Here is an 18,548-nt window from a genome sequence, read left to right as displayed (position 1 = left end):
ACCATGACGAAAATGAGCCCGGAGTTGGGGGATGCCCGCCTTGTGAAACAAAAGGACTGGTGGAAAGGAGCGGTGATCTATCAGATCTATCCGCGCAGCTATCAAGACAGCGATGCCGATGGTGTGGGCGATCTGGCGGGGATCGTGCAACGGCTGCCCTATATCGCAAGCCTCGGGGTGGACGCGGTTTGGATTTCGCCGTTCTTCACCAGCCCGATGAAGGATTTCGGCTACGACGTGAGCGATTATTGCGACGTCGATCCGATGTTCGGCAATCTGGCGGATTTCGACGCGGTGATCAGCACGGCGCACCGGTTGGGCCTCAAGGTGATGATCGATCTGGTGCTGTCGCACACCTCGGACGCGCACCCGTGGTTTCAGGAAAGCCGTGCCAGCCGCGACAATCCCAAGGCCAACTGGTATGTCTGGTCGGACCCGAAAGAGGACGGCACGCCGCCCAACAACTGGTTGTCGATCTTCGGCGGCTCGGCCTGGCAATGGAGCGGGGAGCGGGAGCAGTATTTCCTGCACAACTTCCTCACCTCGCAGCCGGACCTGAACTTCTGGGAGCCGCAGGTGCAAGAGGCGCTGCTGGACGTGGCGCGCTTCTGGCTGCACCGCGGGGTTGACGGGTTCCGCCTTGATACGATCAATTTCTACATGCACGACAAAGAGTTGCGCGACAATCCGGCCCTGCCCAAGGCGCAGCGCAACAACACCATCGCGCCCTCGGTGAACCCCTATAACCACCAAGAACATCTGTATTCCAAGAACCAGCCGGAAAACCTCGACTTCCTGCGCAAACTGCGCGCGGTGATGGACCCGTTCCACGCCGCCGCCGTGGGCGAGGTGGGGGATGCGCAGCGGGGGCTGGAGATTCTGGGCGAATATACCGCCGGCGATGACCTGATGCAGATGTGTTATGCCTTCGAGTTTCTGGCCAGCACGCCGCCCACCGCCAGCTATGTGGCCGAGGTGATGACGCGGCTCGACGAATATGCGCCGGATGGCTGGGCCTGCTGGGCCTTTTCCAACCACGACGTCACCCGACATGCCACCCGCTGGGACATGCCGCTGGCCGCGCTGAAGCTGATGACGACGCTGATGATGTGCCTGCGCGGCACCGCCTGCATCTATCAGGGCGAGGAGCTGGGCCTGCACGAGGCTGAGGTCGCCTTTGAGGATCTGCAAGACCCCTACGGCATCGAGTTCTGGCCCGAGTTCAAGGGCCGCGACGGCTGCCGGACGCCGATGGTCTGGGAGCATCATGGCCTGAACGGGGGCTTCAGCGGCGCCGGGCGGCCGTGGCTTCCGATCAGTCATGAACACGTGAACCGCGCCGTTGACGTGCAAGAGGACGACCCCCATGCGATCATCCACCACTACCGCCGCGCGATTGCCTTCCGGCAGAACAACCCGGCGTTGGCGTCGGGCGGGCATGACGGGGTCAAGGCCGAGGGGGACATCGTCTATTTCACCCGGCATCTGGACGGGCGGCGCATCTTCTGCGCGTTCAACCTGTCGGACACGCCGTCGGAATTCTGTCCACCCGAAGGCACCTGGCAGGCCATCGGGCATGAGCTGGGCTCGGCGGAGCTGTCAGCGGATGGCAACTTGCATCTGGGCCCGTGGCAGCCGTTCATCGCGGCGACGGTCGCGTGATTTGATTTTGGAGAGGGACCCGCAATGGCGAATTTGAAACTGACGAATGTGGCAAAGACCTATGGCGGGACGGTCGAGGTCCTCAAGGACATCAACCTCGAGATCGAGGCCGGTGAGCTTGTCGTCTTCGTCGGCCCCTCGGGCTGCGGCAAGTCCACCTTGTTGCGAATGATCGCCGGGCTCGAGACGATCACCGGCGGCGAGCTCGAGATCGACGGGCAGGTGGTCAACGCCGTGCCACCCGCGCAACGCGGCATCGCCATGGTGTTCCAGTCCTACGCGCTTTATCCGCACATGACCGTGCGCGACAACATGAGCTTTGCCATGAAGCTCGCCAAGAAACCCAAGGCCGAGATCGAGGCGGCGGTGAACAAGGCGGCGCGTATCCTGCAGCTTGAGGAATACCTTGACCGTCTGCCCAAGGCGCTGTCGGGGGGGCAGCGGCAACGGGTGGCGATCGGCCGCTCGATCGTACGCGATCCCAAGGTGTATCTGTTCGATGAACCCCTCTCGAACCTGGACGCAGCGCTGCGGGTTGCCACCCGGATTGAGATTGCCCAGCTCAAGGAATCCATGCCCGACAGCACGATGATCTATGTCACCCACGATCAGGTCGAAGCGATGACGCTGGCCAGCCGGATCGTGGTGCTCGATGCGCTGAAAGACAACGGCTACAGCCATTCCATCGCCCAGGTCGGCACCCCGCTTGAGCTTTACGAGACGCCCGAGAACGAGTTCGTGGCCCAGTTCATCGGCTCGCCCGCGATGAACCTGCTGGGCGGTGAGATCGTCGAGACCGGGGCGCGCACCGGGGTGCGCATCCACGACGGCGGCGGCATCGTCTATTCCGACATCGCGACGACGCAGGCCGACACGGGCCTGCAGGTCAATGTCGGCATCCGGCCTGAGGATTTCATCGCAGCCGAAGGCGACGCCCTTGCCTTTGCCGGACAGGTCGAGATTGCCGAAGCCCTGGGCGAGGTGACGCTGCTCTATTTCACCGCGCCCAAGGCGGACGAGAAGACCAATACGGTGATCGCCAAAATGCCCGGCATCCACAAGGACATGCGCGGCCAAGAAGTGCGGCTGACCGCGCGGCCCGACAAGGTGCACCTGTTCCACAACGGGCAATCCCTTTACTACCGTCAGGCGGCGCGCTAATCGGAGCTATGGTAAAAAAGCCCACATCCCGCACCGGCAAGAATTCCTCGGGCCGGGGCCAGCGCGACCTGACCGTCAAGGTCAAGACCGCGCGTGGCCGCAAGACGTCGTCGACCAAATGGTTGCAGCGGCAGTTGAACGATCCTTACGTCCAGCGCGCCAAGGCCGAAGGCTATCGCGGGCGCGCGGCCTACAAGATCCTTGAGCTGAACGAGAAGTTCAATTTCCTGACGCCGGGCAAACGGGTCGTCGATCTGGGCGCGGCGCCGGGCGGCTGGTGTCAGGTGGCGGTGCCCCGGATCAACGCCTTGGGCGAGAAGGCCGGCAAACCTGTGGGCACGATCCTTGGCATCGACCTGCAAGAGATGGAGCCCATCGCGGGGGCCGAGCTCTACCAGCTTGATTTCATGGAAGATGACGCAGACATCAAGGTGAAGGAGTGGCTGGGCGGCAAGGCCGATGTGGTCATGTCCGACATGGCCGCCAGCGCCTCGGGGCACAAGCAGACGGACCACTTGCGGATCATCGCTTTGTGTGAGGCGGCGGCCTATTTCGCCTTCGATGTGCTGGAAGAGGGCGGCGTTTTCATCGCCAAGGTGCTGGCCGGAGGCGCCGAGGGCGACTTGCAAAAGCTGCTGAAACAGAAGTTCGACAAGGTGATGAACGTCAAGCCGCCGTCGTCCCGGTCCGACAGTTCGGAAAAATTCGTCGTCGCAATGGGCTATCGCGGACGCGAGGAGGAGGATGCGACGTGACCTTTGTGCTGGCCATTGATCAGGGCACCACATCCACCCGCGCCATCCTGTTCGACGAAGAGATGCGCGTGGCCCACATCGCGCAGGAAGAGTTCCAGCAGATCTATCCGCAGTCGGGATGGGTCGAGCACGACGTGGAAGAAATCTGGGCCACGGTGAAATCGGTCTGCGGGCAATGCGTCGCCAAGTCCGACGACATCGCCGCCATCGGCATCACCAACCAACGCGAGACGACCGTGGTCTGGAACCGCGAGACCGGCGAGGCGCTGCACAACGCCATCGTCTGGCAGGATCGGCGCACCTCGGAGTTCTGCGAAGAACTGCGCGCGGAAGGCTTCGAAGAAGTGATCGGGCACCGCACGGGGCTTCTGGCCGATCCTTATTTCAGCGGCACCAAGGTGCGCTACATCCTCGAGACCGTGGAGGGTGCGCGCGAGCTGGCCGAGGCGGGCAAGCTGGCCTTCGGCACCATCGACAGTTTCCTGATCTGGCGCCTCACCGGCGGCAAACGCCATGTGACCGACGCCACCAACGCCGCACGCACCATGCTGTATGACATCCGCAAGGGCCGCTGGAGCACCACGATCTGTGAGCGTTTCGGCATTCCCATGTCGATGCTGCCCGAGGTTCTGGATTGCGCCGCCGACTTCGGCACGACCGATCTGTTCGGGCCCGAGTTGCCTATTCTGGGCGTCGCGGGCGACCAGCAGGCGGCGACCATCGGGCAGGCCTGTTTCGAGCCGGGGATGCTGAAATCGACCTATGGCACGGGCTGTTTTGCCCTGCTCAACACCGGCGCGGAACTGGTCACGAGCGAGAACCGCCTGCTTGGCACCATCGCCTATCGATTGGACGGCCAGCCGACCTATGCGCTGGAAGGGTCGATTTTTATCGCGGGCGCGGTGGTGCAATGGTTGCGCGACGGGTTAAGGATCATCGCCAAAGCGGCCGACACCCATCCGCTGGCGGAAAAGGCCGACCCCTCGGTTGAGCTTTATCTGGTGCCCGCTTTCACCGGGCTTGGCGCGCCCTATTGGGATGCCGAGGCGCGCGGCGCGATCTTCGGGCTGACGCGCAACGCAGGTCCGGCGGAATTTGCCCGCGCGGCCTTGGAAAGCGTGGGCTTCCAGACCCGCGATCTGCTGGATGCGATGCGGGCGGATTGGACCGGCGCGGAGGACGGTATCCTGCGCGTGGACGGCGGGATGAGCGCGTCGGACTGGGCGATGCAGTTTCTGGCCGATATCATCGGCGCGCCGGTGGACCGCCCGAAGGTGCTGGAAACCACGGCTTTGGGGGCGGCGTGGCTTGCGGGCATGCGTGCCGGTGTCTATCCCGATCAAGACGGGTTCGCCCGCACATGGGCACTGGATCACCAGTTCACGCCGCAGATGGACGAGGCCACCAGGGACCGGCGCTATGCCGGGTGGCAGGACGCGATCCGGCGCACGCGCGGCTAGGTCCGGGCGTTAGACGTTGAGGGTGCAAAGGTCCACGCCATGGGGCAGGGTACTCAGCACCGTGCCGCGCGGCGTCTGGCGCAGGGCGTAGCCGTAGCCCTTGAGGCGGAATTTCCATTCCCGATCCGAAACACAATGTTTGCGTTCGTCCATCACAAAAGTGCGGAGGTCGGAAAGGGTTGTGGTCTTTGAGGAATACATTGTTCAATCCTTGGTATCAATCTGGGTCAATACCCAAGGATTGTGCACGCAAACATGGCCGCATCGCGGCCGCGTTGTGGCTGCGATGCGGTGTTTTGCGGGTCGCCTGCGCGGGGATCAGCCTTCGAGCTGCGCCACGGTCAAGAGCGTCGCAAGCGCAGGCAGGGTCAATTGCTCAAGCGCGATCTGCTGGCGCTCGGGCGTGTAGTGCTGCTCGGCGTCCAGCATGTTGACCGTCGCGATCAGCTCGCCCTTGTGGACCACCGGCAGGTTGATCACCGAGCCGCACCCCAGCGAGCCGATAAGCTCGTGATCGGGGAACACATCGGCGATGTCGGCCAGCGTGTTGGCCACGAACATCTTGTGCTCGTCATGGACGTGATTGAACCAGCTGTTGCGGGTGATCGGCTTGGTCCCCGAGGTGGGGTAGCTTTCCGGATCGCTGGTGTAGGAGCGGCTGGCCAGCTCGGTCTCCATATCCACGGTCATCACGGTGAACAGCTTTGCGCCGATCAGCGTGTCGGCCAGCCGGTGCAGCGCGGCCTGCGCGGCGTCGGCTGTGGAGGCGGCGGACAGGTCGGCGTTGAACTGCGAAAGTGGGGTGGTCATGAAGTGTGTCCTTTGAAAATCAGCCGCCGCTGGCAGCATAGAGTTGGCGGGAATAGGGGTCAGTAAAGTCCCCGTGGTGCAGGGCGTCGACCGGAGCAATTTCCACGATCCGGCCCTTGGTCATCACCGCCACCCGATCGCACATGAAGCCGACAACGGGCAGGTCGTGGCTGACCAGCAGATAGGTGAGGTTCTGTTCCGCGCGCAGACGTTTGAGCAGGTTGAGGATCTCGGCCTGCACGCTCACGTCCAGCGCGCTGGTCGGCTCATCCAGCAGCATGATCTTCGGCTCAAGCATCAGCGCGCGGGCGATGGCCACGCGCTGGCGCTGGCCGCCGGACATCTGGTGCGGATAGCGGAAGCGGAAACGCCGGTCGAGGCCGACGTCGCGCAGGGCTTTTTCGATCCGTTCAGACCGGTTGCCAAGGCCGTGGATCGCCAGCGGTTCCGACAGCACCGCATCGACGGTCTTACGCGGATGCAACGACCCGTAGGGGTCCTGAAACACCATCTGACAGGTCCGGGCGAGGTCTTTGTCAGGCCCGTGGCCGCGGGGCTGACCGAGGATCGACATTTCGCCTGACCACTCCGGGGCAAGGCCCGCGATGGCCTTGAGCACAGTCGATTTGCCCGAGCCGCTTTCGCCGACGAGCGCGAAGCTCTCACCCTCGGCCACATCAAAGGTCACGCCTTCGACGACGCGGGTGCCGCTGTAGGAAATGTCGAGGTTGTTGAGTGAAATCGCGGCGGTCATGTGCCCTCCCACGCGGTGCGGTCCAAGGTTGGCAGGGTGTCGCGGTCTTCGTTCATGCGCGGCACAGAGGCCAGCAGACCGCGGGTGTAGGGGTGCGTGGCCTTGTCAAGCTCGCCCGCTGCACAGCGTTCGACCACGCGGCCCGCGTTCATCACAAGGATCTGGTCGCAGTAGCGCGCGACAAGTTGCAGGTCGTGGCTGATCAGGATCAGCCCCATGCCCTTGTCCTTGACGAGCGTGTCGATCAGGTCGAGGACCTGTGCCTGTACGCTGACGTCAAGGGCGCTGGTCGGTTCGTCCGCGATCAGGATCTGCGGCTCGGGGATCAGCATCATCGCGATCATCACCCGCTGGCCCATGCCGCCCGAGACCTCGTGCGGATACATGTTGGCCACCCGGTCGGGATCGTTGATCTGCACCGCCTCAAGCATGTCGCGCACGCGGGCGCGGGTGGCGCTGCGCGACAGGTTTTCATGCACGCGCAGGGCCTCGGCGATCTGGCGGCCGATGGTCATCACCGGATTGAGCGAATAGCGCGGGTCCTGCATGACCATGGAAATGCGGGCACCGCGCAGGGCGCGCATCTCGCGCTCGGGCAGGGACAGCAGATCGCGGCCCTGAAAGGCCAGCTTTTCGGCGGTGACCTTGCCCGGGGGCCGGATCAGCCGCAGGATCGCGCGGCCGGTCATGGACTTGCCCGAGCCGCTTTCGCCAACGATGCCAAGGCGCTCTTGCCCCAGGTCGAAGGAGACGCCCTTGACCACCTCGACGGGGCCTTGCGGGGTGGGGAAGGTCACGCGCAGGTCGCGCACGGAGAGAAGGGGTTCGGTCATGATTTGCCCGCCGATTTGGGGTCAAGAACATCGCGCAGCCCGTCGCCAAGGAAGCAAAAGCCGAGCGAGACGAGGATGATGGCCAGTCCGGGCATGGTTGCCACCCACCACTGGTCCAGAATGAACACCCGCCCGCGTGAGATCATCGCCCCCCATTCGGGCAGGGGCGGCTGCGCACCAAGGCCCAGAAAGCCCAGACCCGCGGCGGTGAGGATGATCCCGGCCATATCGAGCGTCACCCGCACGATCATCGACGAGGTGCACAGCGGCAGCACATGGGCGAAGATGATCCGCAGGTGCGAGGCGCCGAGCAGTCGCGTGGCCGAGACGAATTCCGCGTTGCGGAAGGTCAGCGTTTCGGCGCGGGCGATGCGGGCATAGGCGGGCCATGCGGTGATCGCGATGGCGATGATGGCGTTTTCGATGCCAGGCCCGAGGGCGGCGACGAAGGCCAGCGCCATGATCAGCTTGGGCATCGACAGGAACACATCCGTCAGCCCCATCAGCACGCGGTCGGTCCAGCCGCCGAAATAGCCCGAGATCGCCCCGATCACGAGGCCGAGCGGCGCAGAGATCACCGCCACCAGCGCCACGATCATCAGCGTGATGCGTGAGCCGTAGATCACCCGCGAGAAGATGTCGCGGCCCAGCTCGTCCGTGCCCATCCAGTGGTCCGCCGAGGGCGGCAGCAGCCGGTTCGACAGGTTCTGCCCCACGGGGCTTTCCGGGGCGATCCACGGCGCGAAGATCGCGGTGACGATCAACAGCCCGATGATCAGCACCCCGGCCACGGCCAAGGGGTTGCGCAGCAGCAGCCCGCCTGCGCGGTAGAAGCGTCCGGCGCTGGCCTGCAGGCGCGAAGCGGGGCTGTCAGAGATTAACCATGCGTGCATCGTGCGACGTCCTATCGGCTGCGAGGGTCAAGGACGCGGTAAAGCACGTCCGACACTTTGTTGATCAGGATGAACACCGCGCCGATCACCAGCGTGGCGCCCAGAACGGCGTTCATATCGGCGTTGAACAGGGCGGTGGTCAGGTAGTTGCCGATGCCCGGCCACGAGAACACGGTCTCGATCATCACCGAGCCTTCCAGCAGGCCCGCGTAGCTGAGCCCGATGACGGTGATCAGTGGCACGCGGATCGGGCCGAAGGCATGGCCCCAGATCACCCGCGTCTCGCTCACGCCCTTGACGCGGGCGGTGGTGACGTACTCCTGGCTCAGTTGGTCGAGCATGAAGCTGCGGGTCATCCGCGCGATGTAAGCGAGCGAGAAGAAGCCAAGGATCGTGGCGGGCAGAATGATCCGGTGGAAGGCGTTGCGGAACACGTCCATCTGCCCGTCGAGCAGGGAATCCACGAGCAACAGCCCGGTCACCGGTTCGACCAGACCGTCGTAGAAGACGTCGATTCGCCCCGGGCCGCCGACCCAGCCCAGACCGGCATAGAACACCGCCAGACCCACAAGCCCCAGCCAGAACGCGGGCACCGAATAGCCCAGCAACGCCAGCACGCGGATCACCTGATCGGACCAGCTTCCGGCGCGGGCGGCGGCATAGACGCCCATGGGCACACCCAGTACGACGCCGATGATGATGCCGATGGTGGCCATCTCGAGCGTTGCGGGGAACACGCGCACAAGGTCCTGCGCGACGGGCCGGCCGGTGGAGACCGAGGTGCCCAGATCGCCCTGCAACACATCGCCCACGTATGAGAAAAACTGCACGATCAGGGGCCGGTCCAGCCCCATGGCGATGCGCGCGGTTTCATACTGCGCGTTGGTGGCGCGGTCGCCCACGACGGCCAGCACCGGGTCGATTGGCACGACGCGCCCGATGAAGAAGGTGATCGCCAGCAGGCCAAGGAAGGTCAGCGCCGTGACCACCGCGAACCCGCCCAAAGACCGGGCGAATCGTGCAAGGCGCATCGACGGAACATCGGGGTTGAATGACATAGAAATTGCGGTCCTTCGGGCTCAGACCCTGCCATCGGGGCGGGGCATGGTTTCGCCAAACCGTAGGGAAAGAGCTTGGCAAATGCAAAAAGTTTTGTTTACATCTAAAAAAGTTTTCTGACTTTGGACCTGCAGAAGGGGGATGTGTGAGGGATCAAACAACCAGACCGACGGCCCCTGCCGTGTTGGGGCAACGCATCCGCGGACGCCGCCGCAAACTCTCGCTGACGCTCAAGGCCGTGGCCGAGCGCTCGGGCCTTTCGGTGGGGTATCTGAGCCAGGTTGAGACCGACAAGGCGGTGCCGTCGCTGGGCACGCTGGCGCAGATCGCCCAGGCGCTCGAAGTCGATCTGGACTATTTCATCACCACCCCCCGCGCTGCGACGGGCCTGTCGCGCGCCAATGAGCGGGCGCAATTCTCGCTGCCCGGTTCGACCATGTCCTATGAGGCGATCAGCAACGACTACCCCGGATCGGAGCTGAGTAGCTATATCCTCATGGTGCCGCCGGGCTATGTGTCCGAAGTTGCGACCCATGAGGGCGAAGAGATCATCTTCGTGCTCGAGGGCGAAATCGAACAGACCCTGGGCGACGAAACAGTGACCATGGGGGCAGGGGATGCGCTGCATTACAGCGGGGCCACGCCGCACAGCTGGGCCAACCGCAGCGACAGACCCGCCCGCATGATCTGGACCGGCACGCTCAGCGTGCTGGCCCGCAAGGACCACAAGCTATCAACCCCGAAACCAACAGGAGAAACCTCATGAAAACCCTTAGATCAGCCCTGCTGGCCAGCGTTCTGGCGCTGCCACTTGCGGCCCCGGCCATGGCGGAAACCCCGCCGAACCTGCTTGTCGTGGCACAGAACATTGACGACATCGTCGCCATCGACCCCGCGCAGGCCTATGAGTTCACCAGCGGCGAGCTTGTCACCAACATCTATGACCGTCTGGTGCAATACGACGCCGAAGACCCCACGGTGCTGGCCGCCGGTCTGGCGTCTGACTGGGAAACCGACGCCGAGGCCAAGACCGTGACCTTCACCCTGCGGGATGGCGCGACGTTCCACTCGGGCAACCCTGTGCGCCCCGAAGACGTGACCGGCTCGCTCGCGCGCGTCATCAAGCTGGACCTGACGCCTGCGTTTATTCTAGCGCAGCTTGGCTGGACGCCTGAGAACGTGGACGAGATGATCACCGCCGAGGGCAACACGATCACGGTCAAATATGACGGTGATTTCTCTCCGGCTTTCGTGCTCAACGTGCTGGCCTCGCGTCCTGCCTCCATCGTCGATATGGAAACCGTCATGGCCAACGAGGTCGACGGCGACATGGGCAACGGCTGGCTGAACGAGAACAGCGCAGGCTCGGGTCCGTTCGAATTGCAGACCTTCCGTCCGGCGGAACTGGTGCGGCTCAAGGCCAACCCCGACTACTTCAAGGGCGCGCCCGCGATGGAAGGGGTGATCTTGCAGCACGTGGCCGAAGCCGCGACGCAGCAATTGCTCCTTGAGCAGGGCGACGTGGACATGGCGCGCAACCTGACGCCGGACCAGATCGCAGGCATCGACAGCGATGAAATCAAGGTCGAAGCCTTCCCGCAGGCGGCCGTGCACTTCCTGTCGTTCAACCAGAAAAACGACGCGCTGACCGATCCGGCCGTCTGGGAAGCCGCCCGCTATCTGGTGGATTACTCCGGTATGGTCGACAGCTTCCTTGCCGGTCAGATGGAAATCCATCAGGCGTTCTGGCCCAAGGGTTTCCCCGGCGCGCTTGAGGATACGCCCTACAGCTACGACCCCGAAAAGGCCGAGCAGATCCTTGAAGAGGCTGGCGTCGAGCTGCCCATCACGGTCGAGCTTGACGTGATCAACGCGGCCCCGTTCACCGACATGGCGCAATCGCTGCAGGCGAGTTTTGCCGACGCGGGCATCAACTTCGAGATCCTGCCCGGCACCGGCGCGCAGGTCATCACGAAATACCGTGAGCGGACCCACGCGGCGATGCTGCTTTATTGGGGGCCGGACTTCATGGACCCGCACTCGAACGCCAAGGCCTTCGCCTATAACTCCGACAACTCGGACGAGAACTATCAGGCGACCACCACATGGCGGAACGCCTGGGCCGTGCCGGACGAGCTGAACGAGAAAACCATGGCGGCCCTTTCCGAGCCGGACGCCGATGCACGCCTTGACCAGTATATCGAGCTGCAACAGGCGGTGCAGGAAGAAAGCCCGATCGTGATCATGTTCCAGGCGGCCTATCAGGTGGCGATGGACGATGACGTGTCCGGCTACGTCAACGGGGCCACCTCGGACTTCGTCTTCTACCGTCTGGTCGAGAAAGACTAAGACCGGTCGCGCAGACCATAGGGGGCCGTCCGTGACCGGGCGGCCCTTTGTTTTGAACCCTCAACAGATTGGATATTTCCATGACCGACAGACTTTCGAAACTCCGCACCCGCATGGCCGAGATCGGCACCGATCTGGTGGCCCTGGGCCCGACCAGCCACATGGACTGGCTGACAGGTGTGAACCCCCATGGCGACGAGCGCCCGGTGATGCTGCTGGTGTCGCAGGACTATGCCGGCTTCCTGATGCCCGCCCTGAACGCCGACGCCGCGCGCAAATCCACTGATTTGCCGTTCCACACCTGGGCCGACGATCTGGGCCCCGACGCGGCGCTGGCCGAGCTTCTGGGCAAGTGCAACGTAAGCGGTGCGGGCCGATCCGTCGCCGTGGATGAGGCGATGCGCGCCGATTTCGCGCTGCTTCTGCTCGACGCGATGGACGCGCCCAAGCGCAGCTTCGCCGCTGACAGCGTGGGCCTGCTGCGCCAGCTCAAGGACGATGCGGAATACGAGGCCCTGCGCGCCAGTGCACGGCTGAACGACGAAGCCGCCATGGCCGGGTTCGCAGCCCTTGCCGAAGGGGTGACGGAACGGGACGTGCAGGCCGCGATCCATGCCCATTACAAGGCCAACGGCGCGCAGGCCGAGTTCACCATCGTGGGCTTTGGCGGCAATGGCGCCTTCCCGCATCACCACACCGGCGACACCAAGCTGGAAAAGAACATGGCCGTATTGATCGACACCGGCTGCCGTCTGAACGGCGCGCCCTCGGACATGACCCGCTGCGGCTGGTTCGGCGACACCCCGTCGGACGAGTTCCTCAAGGTCGCGGGCATCGTCGAGGACGCGGTGCAGGCTGCGCTGGAGGTGTCGCGCCCGGGCGTCGTCGCCTCCGAGATCGACCGCGCGGCCCGTAGCACGATCGAGAAGGCAGGCTATGGCGAGCGGTTCCTGCATCGCACGGGCCACGGGTTGGGTGTGGACATCCACGAGCCGCCCTACATCAGCGCCAGTGCGACAACGCAGATGCGCGTGGGCAATGTCTATTCCATCGAGCCGGGGATCTATCTTGAGGACAAGTTCGGCGTCCGGTTGGAGGATATCGTGATCCTGCGCGAGGATGGCCCCGAGATCCTGTCGGGCCTGCCGCGCACCTTGGTGATGAAGCCGTAACGCGTCACGACAACACGCGTGCCAGCCGGTCCCACTGGCTGCGCGCAAGGGCCTGCGATCCGGCCAGCACCCAGTAGCTCTCGTGGTGCGCGAGCACATCGTCGCTCAGCCGGACCAGCCGCCCCGCCGCGAGGTCCGCTTCGCACAAGGGCAGCGAGGCGAGAATGACCCCCATGCCTGCCCGCGCCGCCTGAAGCGCGGGCAGGAAGGTGTCGAACCGCAAATGCGGCACCGGCGTCGTAGGAATGCCGAACCGGGTGGCCCAGGCGTTCCAGCCGGGGCGCGAGCCCGAACAGGCGATGCGCGGCCAGCTTGTCCAATTCCCGCCCTGTGCAGCCAATTCAGGCGCGGCCAGAGGTGCGATCTTTTCCGAAAACAGCCGCAGCTTGTGCTCGTGGGGCCAGTCGCCGGTGCCGTAGCGGATGCGGATCACCGCGTCGTCGGGCGCATCGAGCGCGCCGAGCACCATGGATTGCAGGATCAACTGCCCGTTGGCGACCTCCCCCAGCGCGGCCAGACGCGGTTGCAGCCACAGATCGATGATCGACTGGCTGGCCGAGATCGTCATCTGCCCGCGCTCCGCCCCGAACAGCGCCTCGGAGGCGTCGCGCAGGGTGGTCAGGGCGCTTTGCACATGGGGCAGCCAAGCCTCACCGGCGACGGTGAGTTCGATGGTGCGCGCGCGGCGAAAGAACAGCGGCGTGCGCAGATGCTTTTCCAGATGCCCGATCCGCTGGCTGATCGCCGATTGCGTCAGCCCCGTTTCAGCGGCGGCGGCGGTGAAACTGCCACAGCGGGCCGCGGCCTCAAAGGCGCGGATCCATTCAAGGGGCGGGGTTTTGAAACCGGCTTCATTCATAAATAAAAAGCACCCTCAGTGCGAATATTGCTAATTTGACTAATAGATCACGGCTGCGATGCTGTCAGCAGACTTCAACACGGAAGGATTTTTATCATGACAGATGTGACTGTTGAGGACTTCGGCAGCTCGCTTGCTTTGACCACGGCCCAAGGCACCCGGCGTTTCCACGCCATCTGGCTGCGCGATAACGCCAGCGACCCCGAGACCCGCGCGCCGGGCAACAACCAGCGTCTGATCGCCCTGCGCGACATTCCGGCAGACACCCGGATCGCGCACGCCGATGTCTCGGGCAACACGCTCTCTGTGACCTTCGTGCCCGAAGACAAGACGGTGGCCTTTGATCTGGCCTGGCTTGACGCGCACGCCTATGACCGCGATCACAGCCAGCCACGCGGCTGGGTGGGGCCAGAGATCGAGCCTTGGGATTCAGGGCTGATGGACCGCGTCCCCACGGGCGACTTCGCGGCCCTGTCGCAAGAGAACGCGGCGTTGCAGGACTGGCTGGGGCAGGTGACGCGCTACGGCTTTGGCAAGGTCGTGAACGGCCCCGTGGAAGAGGGTGCGCTGTTCAAGATCGTCGACCTGTTCGGCCACGTACGCGAGACGAACTACGGCCGCCTGTTCGAGGTCCGCACCGAGGTGAACCCCACGAACCTTGCCTTCACCGGGCTGGGCTTGCAGGCGCATACGGACAACCCCTACCGCGATCCGGTGCCGACGGTGCAGGTGCTCTATTGTCTGGAAAGCTCTGCTGCCGGGGGCGAGAACATGGTGGTTGACGGCTTCGCCGCCGCGCGCCGCTTGCGCAAGGAGAATCCGGCCTATTTCGACGTGCTCGCCGATCATTGCGCGCGGTTTGAATATGCAGGCGAAGCGGGGGTCTGCCTGACGTCGCGCCGGCCGATGATCGAACTTGCCCCCGACGGGGAGCTGATCGGCGTGCGCTTCAACAACCGCTCGCTCGCCGCGGTGACGGATGTGCCCTTCGACAAGATGGCGACCTATTATGCGGCCTATCGCCGGTTGGGCGAGATCATCGACGACGAGGCGATGGAGGTCACCTTCCGGCTGAACCCCGGTGAGGCGTTCGTGGTGGACAACACCCGCGTGCTGCACGCGCGCAAGGGCTATTCGGGCAGCGGCACCCGTTGGCTGCAGGGCTGTTACGCGGATATGGACGGGCTGCGCTCGACCCATGACGCGCTGCGCCGCGAGATGCCGGAGGCGGCGGAATGAAGCCCGATATCGACAGCCTGACCCCCGCGACCATCGTGGACTTCATCGGCTCGATCTTCGACCGTCGCGGCGACGAGGAGTATCTGGGCGAGCCGGTGAACATGGGCCAGCACATGCTGCAGGGCGCGACCATCGCCGAGCAGAACGACCAGCCCGAAGAGATCATCGTCGGCGCGCTGTTGCACGACATCGGCCATTTCACCAGCGAGTTCGGCACCTTTGCGATGACCGACACCGAGGATCGCCATCACGAGGATGCGGGCGCCGAGGTGCTGGAGCGGTTCTTTCCCAGCGTGATCACCGACTGCGTGCGCTATCACGTGGCCGCGAAACGCTATCTTTGCGCGACCCGCCCCGAGTATTTCCGCCGATTGTCCGAAGCCTCGGTGCATTCGCTCAACCTGCAAGGGGGGCCGATGGACGAAGGCGAGGTCGCCGCCTTCGAGGCCCTGCCCAACTTCGAGCAGATCATTGCGGTGCGCTATCTCGACGACGCGGGCAAGCGGCCGGACATGGTGACGCCGGATTACTGGCATTTCGCGCCGATGGTGCAGCGCATGGTGGATCGGCACATGGAAGCGCAGCGCGCGTCAGCCTAGGCGTTTGCGCACACGATACAGACAACGGCGGTGCCCCGGATGCGGGGCGCCGCCTAGGTCGTTAACGCCTCGACCGCCTGTTTGAGCACATCACTCCGGAAGGGTTTGGTCAGCACTTTGCAGCGGTCCATGGTCTCAGCCGCTGCAACATGGGCGTCGCCGGTGGCGAAGATCACCGGAAGCTGTGGCTTTTGCTTGCGCACCTCATGGGCGAGGTCTTCGCCGGAATAATCGGGCAACCCCAGATCGGTGATGAACAGGTCCACCTCTGCACGGGCAAGTTCTTCAAGCGCGGCCTTGCCGGTGCCCACCTCGATCACTTCATGGCCGGCATCGCGCAACTCGTCAGCCATGTCCATGCGGATCAGCGCGTCATCCTCGCACAGCAGGATCACGCGACCGGCGGCGGGGCTGTCCGGCTTCGGGGTCGGCGGTGTTGCCGGTTCTGCCGCGGTGTCGTTGTTCGTCGGACCCGCAAGAGGCACCCCCTCGGACCCGAGAATCTGGCGGATCTTCGGGGCCAGTTGTTCGCGGGTGTAGGGCTTGCCGATCAACTCGACCCCGGCGTCCAGACGGCCTTCATGCACGATGGCGTCCTGCACGAAGCCCGAGGTGAACAGAACCCGCAGGTCGGGACGCAGCTTGCGCGCCTGTTCGGCCAACTCTTGCCCGTTGGCCACCCCGGGCATGACCACATCGGTGAACAGAAGGTCGATCTTTGTCTTGCCTCTGAGGATGTCCAGCGCGCTCGCCGCGCCATCGGCCTGCAGAACAGTATAGCCCAGATCGGACAGCATATTGACCCCGACCTCGCGCACGGCGGCGTCATCCTCGACCAGCAGGATGGTTTCGGTGCCGCCCCGGAGGGCCACCGCATTGCGCGCCTGCGCCTCCTCCTCGGGCTGGTCCGAACGGGGCAGATAGAGTGTCATGGTGGTGCCCGCGCCCACGGTGCTGTCGATGGTGATATGCCCGCCCGACTGCTTGGCGAAGCCGTAAACCATGGACAAGCCCAAACCGGTGCCGTGCCCGTCCTCTTTGGTGGTGAAGAACGGATCGAAGATGCGGTCGATGGTTTCGCGCGGGATGCCGCAGCCGGTGTCGCTGACGGTCAGACAGACGTAATCGCCGGGGGTGGCACCGGGTTGGGTCTTGGCGAAAGCCTCATCCAGCGTGCGGTTTTCCAGCGCGATCGTCAGCTTGCCCTGACCGTCCATCGCATCGCGGGCGTTGATCGCAAGGTTGAGCAACGCGTTTTCCATGCTATTGGGATCGATGCTGGTGCGCCAGAGATCCTCGGCCTTGTGGATCTCTACCTCGACCCCTTCGCCGATGGCGCTGTGCAGCATCTCGGCCATGTCGTCCACAAGCCGGGTGAGGTTCAGCACCACGGGCGCCAGCGGTTGCTTGCGCGCGAATGACAGCAGTTGCGAGGCGAGCATCGCCCCGCGTTCCACCGCGCCCATCGCCTGTTCCAGCCGCGCGCGGACGGCGGGCACTTGTGAATCCCGCAGGGCGCTTTGGATATTGCCGGTCAGAACCTGCAACAGGTTGTTGAAATCGTGGGCAATTCCACCCGCGAGCCCGCCAATCGCCTCAAGCTTCTGGCTTTGGCGCAAGGCGGCGTTGAGCACCTCAAGCTCTTGATTGCGCTGTGCGACCCGCGCTTCCAGCGAGGCGTTGAGATTGGCGACCTCGGCCTCGATGGTCTTGCGTTCCTCGATATCGGTGTTGGTGCCGACCCAGCCGGTGAGCGTGCCATCGGCGGTGCGCAAGGGCGAGGCGCGCACGATGTGCCAGCGATAGCTGCCGTCGGCCTTGCGAATGCGAAACTCCGTCTCATAGGCGCGGCCTTCTTCCATCGCATTCTCCCACAGGGCGGCGGCGTCGGGAAGATCGTCAGGGTGGACGACGCGGACCCAGTCCGAGCCGTAGAGGTCCCCCTCTTTCAGGCCGGTAAATTCGTAGATCCGGTCGTTGAGCCAATCCAGCCCGCCGTTGGTGTCGGCGGTCCAGACGTGGTTGGGCATGGTTTGCGCCATGATGCGGAACTTCTCGCGCCGCGCGCTCAGCTCGGCCTCGGCGGTTTTCTGGGCGGTGATGTCGTGGCCTTGCACGAAAATCCCGTGGATCTTACCGGTCGCATCGGTCAGCGGATAGAAAATGAAGTCGATGTAATGCTCTTCGGGCTCCGCACCGGGGTGCGGCTCGACCCGCGCGGGCATCCCCCTGATCGAGACCGGCTCCCCTTCGCGGTAGACCTGATCGAGCAGTTCCAAAAACCCCTGTCCCTGAACCTCGGGCAGGGCTTCGGCCACGGACAGGCCAATGAGCGGACGGTCGCCCACAAGGTCGGTATAAGCCTCGTTCACCACCTGAAAGACGTGATCGGGCCCGTGCAGGATCGCCATGAAGCTGGGGGCGTGGTCAAAGGCGGCCTGAAAGAATTCGGTCATCTTGCCAAGCGCCAGATTCTCGTTGGCCACCGCTTCGGCCCGGTGGACAAGGGCTGCGGTCCGCGCGAGGCTTTCGCTTTGCTCGGGGGCCGCGCCGCCGTCGTAGAAGTCGGTCACATCCACCGTGTTCTGCAAGATGTAGTCGACACCGCCGTCTTCCCCCAGAATGGGCGTGTGTGTCGCGCTCCAGATCCGGTCCTGGAAGGTGCCGTCTTCGGACCGGATGGGATAGGGGATCACCGGCAGATGGTCCACTTTGCCGGTGTCCAGAACTTTGCGGAACGACCGGCGCAGCATCTGGTCGGGCTGGGAATCCTCGGGCGCGGGAAAGACATCGTGCAGAAGTTTGCCGATCACCTCATCGCGGCGGCGGCCGGTCGTGGACAGATACGCCTCATTGGCCCAGACCATGCGCAGGTCAGGATCCAGCAAAACGTAGGCCAGTGGCGATTGCCCGAAAAGTGCGTCCAGGTCGATCTGCATGGAG

17 protein-coding genes are annotated in these 18,548 nt (G+C 64.2%); 9 read left to right on the top strand and 8 right to left on the bottom strand.

The features are described 5' to 3' along the window. Positions 1 to 3: 3 nt before the first annotated feature. The 4 genes from DC363_RS11810 to glpK are packed head-to-tail and all read left to right on the top strand — an operon-like array spanning position 4 to position 5,038. Positions 4 to 1,662 carry an alpha-amylase family glycosyl hydrolase gene (locus DC363_RS11810; protein ID WP_422396410.1) on the top strand — a complete coding sequence of 553 codons (1,659 nt, stop codon included), beginning with the start codon at positions 4 to 6 and terminating at the stop codon, positions 1,660 to 1,662. A gap of 24 nt (positions 1,663 to 1,686) precedes the next feature. After that, complete coding sequence (locus DC363_RS11805) at positions 1,687 to 2,823, top strand: ABC transporter ATP-binding protein (protein WP_108641367.1); 1,137 nt, start codon at positions 1,687 to 1,689, stop codon at positions 2,821 to 2,823. Between the two features lie 8 nt (positions 2,824 to 2,831). After that, entirely contained in the window at positions 2,832 to 3,578 is a 747-nt protein-coding gene (locus DC363_RS11800) for an RlmE family RNA methyltransferase (RefSeq protein WP_108641366.1), read from the top strand. Next, complete coding sequence (gene glpK / locus DC363_RS11795; protein WP_108641365.1) at positions 3,575 to 5,038, top strand: glycerol kinase GlpK; 1,464 nt, start codon at positions 3,575 to 3,577, stop codon at positions 5,036 to 5,038. Before DC363_RS11800 ends, glpK begins: the two co-directional genes overlap by 4 nt. A gap of 9 nt (positions 5,039 to 5,047) precedes the next feature. Here glpK and DC363_RS11790 read toward each other — a convergent pair whose 3' ends face one another. From DC363_RS11790 to DC363_RS11765, 6 genes are all read right to left on the bottom strand, one after another. Then, on the bottom strand, positions 5,048 to 5,239 hold the full coding sequence (locus tag DC363_RS11790; protein ID WP_108641364.1) for a hypothetical protein: 192 nt from the start codon (positions 5,237 to 5,239) through the stop codon (positions 5,048 to 5,050). Positions 5,240 to 5,356: 117 nt separating this feature from the next. Next, the gene (locus DC363_RS11785; RefSeq protein ID WP_108641363.1) at positions 5,357 to 5,848 is read right to left on the bottom strand and encodes a GAF domain-containing protein; all 492 of its coding nucleotides are present in this window, start codon (positions 5,846 to 5,848) and stop codon (positions 5,357 to 5,359) included. A 19-nt stretch (positions 5,849 to 5,867) separates the two neighbouring features. Beyond that, positions 5,868 to 6,602: an ABC transporter ATP-binding protein gene (locus DC363_RS11780; protein ID WP_108641362.1), complete on the bottom strand. Its 735-nt coding sequence runs from the start codon at positions 6,600 to 6,602 to the stop codon at positions 5,868 to 5,870. Further along, complete coding sequence (locus DC363_RS11775; RefSeq protein ID WP_108641361.1) at positions 6,599 to 7,435, bottom strand: ABC transporter ATP-binding protein; 837 nt, start codon at positions 7,433 to 7,435, stop codon at positions 6,599 to 6,601. Before DC363_RS11775 ends, DC363_RS11780 begins: the two co-directional genes overlap by 4 nt. Then, complete coding sequence (locus DC363_RS11770) at positions 7,432 to 8,328, bottom strand: ABC transporter permease (RefSeq protein ID WP_108641360.1); 897 nt, start codon at positions 8,326 to 8,328, stop codon at positions 7,432 to 7,434. Before DC363_RS11770 ends, DC363_RS11775 begins: the two co-directional genes overlap by 4 nt. Positions 8,329 to 8,339: 11 nt before the next feature. After that, positions 8,340 to 9,386, bottom strand: a complete 1,047-nt coding sequence (locus DC363_RS11765) for an ABC transporter permease (RefSeq protein ID WP_108641359.1) — start codon at positions 9,384 to 9,386, stop codon at positions 8,340 to 8,342. A gap of 146 nt (positions 9,387 to 9,532) precedes the next feature. Between DC363_RS11765 and DC363_RS11760 the strand changes: the two genes are divergently transcribed. The 3 genes from DC363_RS11760 (at position 9,533) to DC363_RS11750 (ending at position 12,908) form a co-directional block, all read left to right on the top strand. Next, positions 9,533 to 10,153, top strand: a complete 621-nt coding sequence (locus tag DC363_RS11760) for a helix-turn-helix domain-containing protein (RefSeq protein ID WP_108641358.1) — start codon at positions 9,533 to 9,535, stop codon at positions 10,151 to 10,153. Then, complete coding sequence (locus DC363_RS11755) at positions 10,150 to 11,736, top strand: ABC transporter substrate-binding protein (protein ID WP_108641357.1); 1,587 nt, start codon at positions 10,150 to 10,152, stop codon at positions 11,734 to 11,736. Before DC363_RS11760 ends, DC363_RS11755 begins: the two co-directional genes overlap by 4 nt. A gap of 80 nt (positions 11,737 to 11,816) precedes the next feature. Continuing rightward, positions 11,817 to 12,908, top strand: a complete 1,092-nt coding sequence (locus DC363_RS11750; protein WP_108641356.1) for a M24 family metallopeptidase — start codon at positions 11,817 to 11,819, stop codon at positions 12,906 to 12,908. 4 nt (positions 12,909 to 12,912) lie between these two features. Here the strand turns inward: DC363_RS11750 and DC363_RS11745 are convergent, their stop codons facing one another. Then, positions 12,913 to 13,767, bottom strand: coding sequence for a LysR family transcriptional regulator (locus DC363_RS11745; RefSeq protein ID WP_108641355.1), 855 nt, complete (start codon positions 13,765 to 13,767; stop codon positions 12,913 to 12,915). Between the two features lie 96 nt (positions 13,768 to 13,863). Here DC363_RS11745 and tmpA point away from each other — a divergent pair, with 96 nt between their 5' ends. Both tmpA and tmpB read left to right on the top strand, forming a co-directional pair. Next, positions 13,864 to 15,006 carry a 2-trimethylaminoethylphosphonate dioxygenase gene (gene tmpA, locus DC363_RS11740; protein WP_108641354.1) on the top strand — a complete coding sequence of 381 codons (1,143 nt, stop codon included), beginning with the start codon at positions 13,864 to 13,866 and terminating at the stop codon, positions 15,004 to 15,006. Then, entirely contained in the window at positions 15,003 to 15,605 is a 603-nt protein-coding gene (tmpB, locus tag DC363_RS11735; RefSeq protein WP_108641353.1) for a (R)-1-hydroxy-2-trimethylaminoethylphosphonate oxygenase, read from the top strand. Before tmpA ends, tmpB begins: the two co-directional genes overlap by 4 nt. 53 nt (positions 15,606 to 15,658) lie before the next feature. Here the strand turns inward: tmpB and DC363_RS11730 are convergent, their stop codons facing one another. Continuing rightward, positions 15,659 to 18,544: a hybrid sensor histidine kinase/response regulator gene (locus tag DC363_RS11730; protein ID WP_108641352.1), complete on the bottom strand. Its 2,886-nt coding sequence runs from the start codon at positions 18,542 to 18,544 to the stop codon at positions 15,659 to 15,661. Between the last annotated feature and the right edge of the window lie 4 nt (positions 18,545 to 18,548).

Origin of the sequence: Thalassorhabdomicrobium marinisediminis, assembly GCF_003072065.1 — a bacterium.
GTDB lineage: Bacteria > Pseudomonadota > Alphaproteobacteria > Rhodobacterales > Rhodobacteraceae > Octadecabacter > Octadecabacter marinisediminis.
This window is presented reverse-complemented; position numbering and strand designations above follow the sequence as displayed.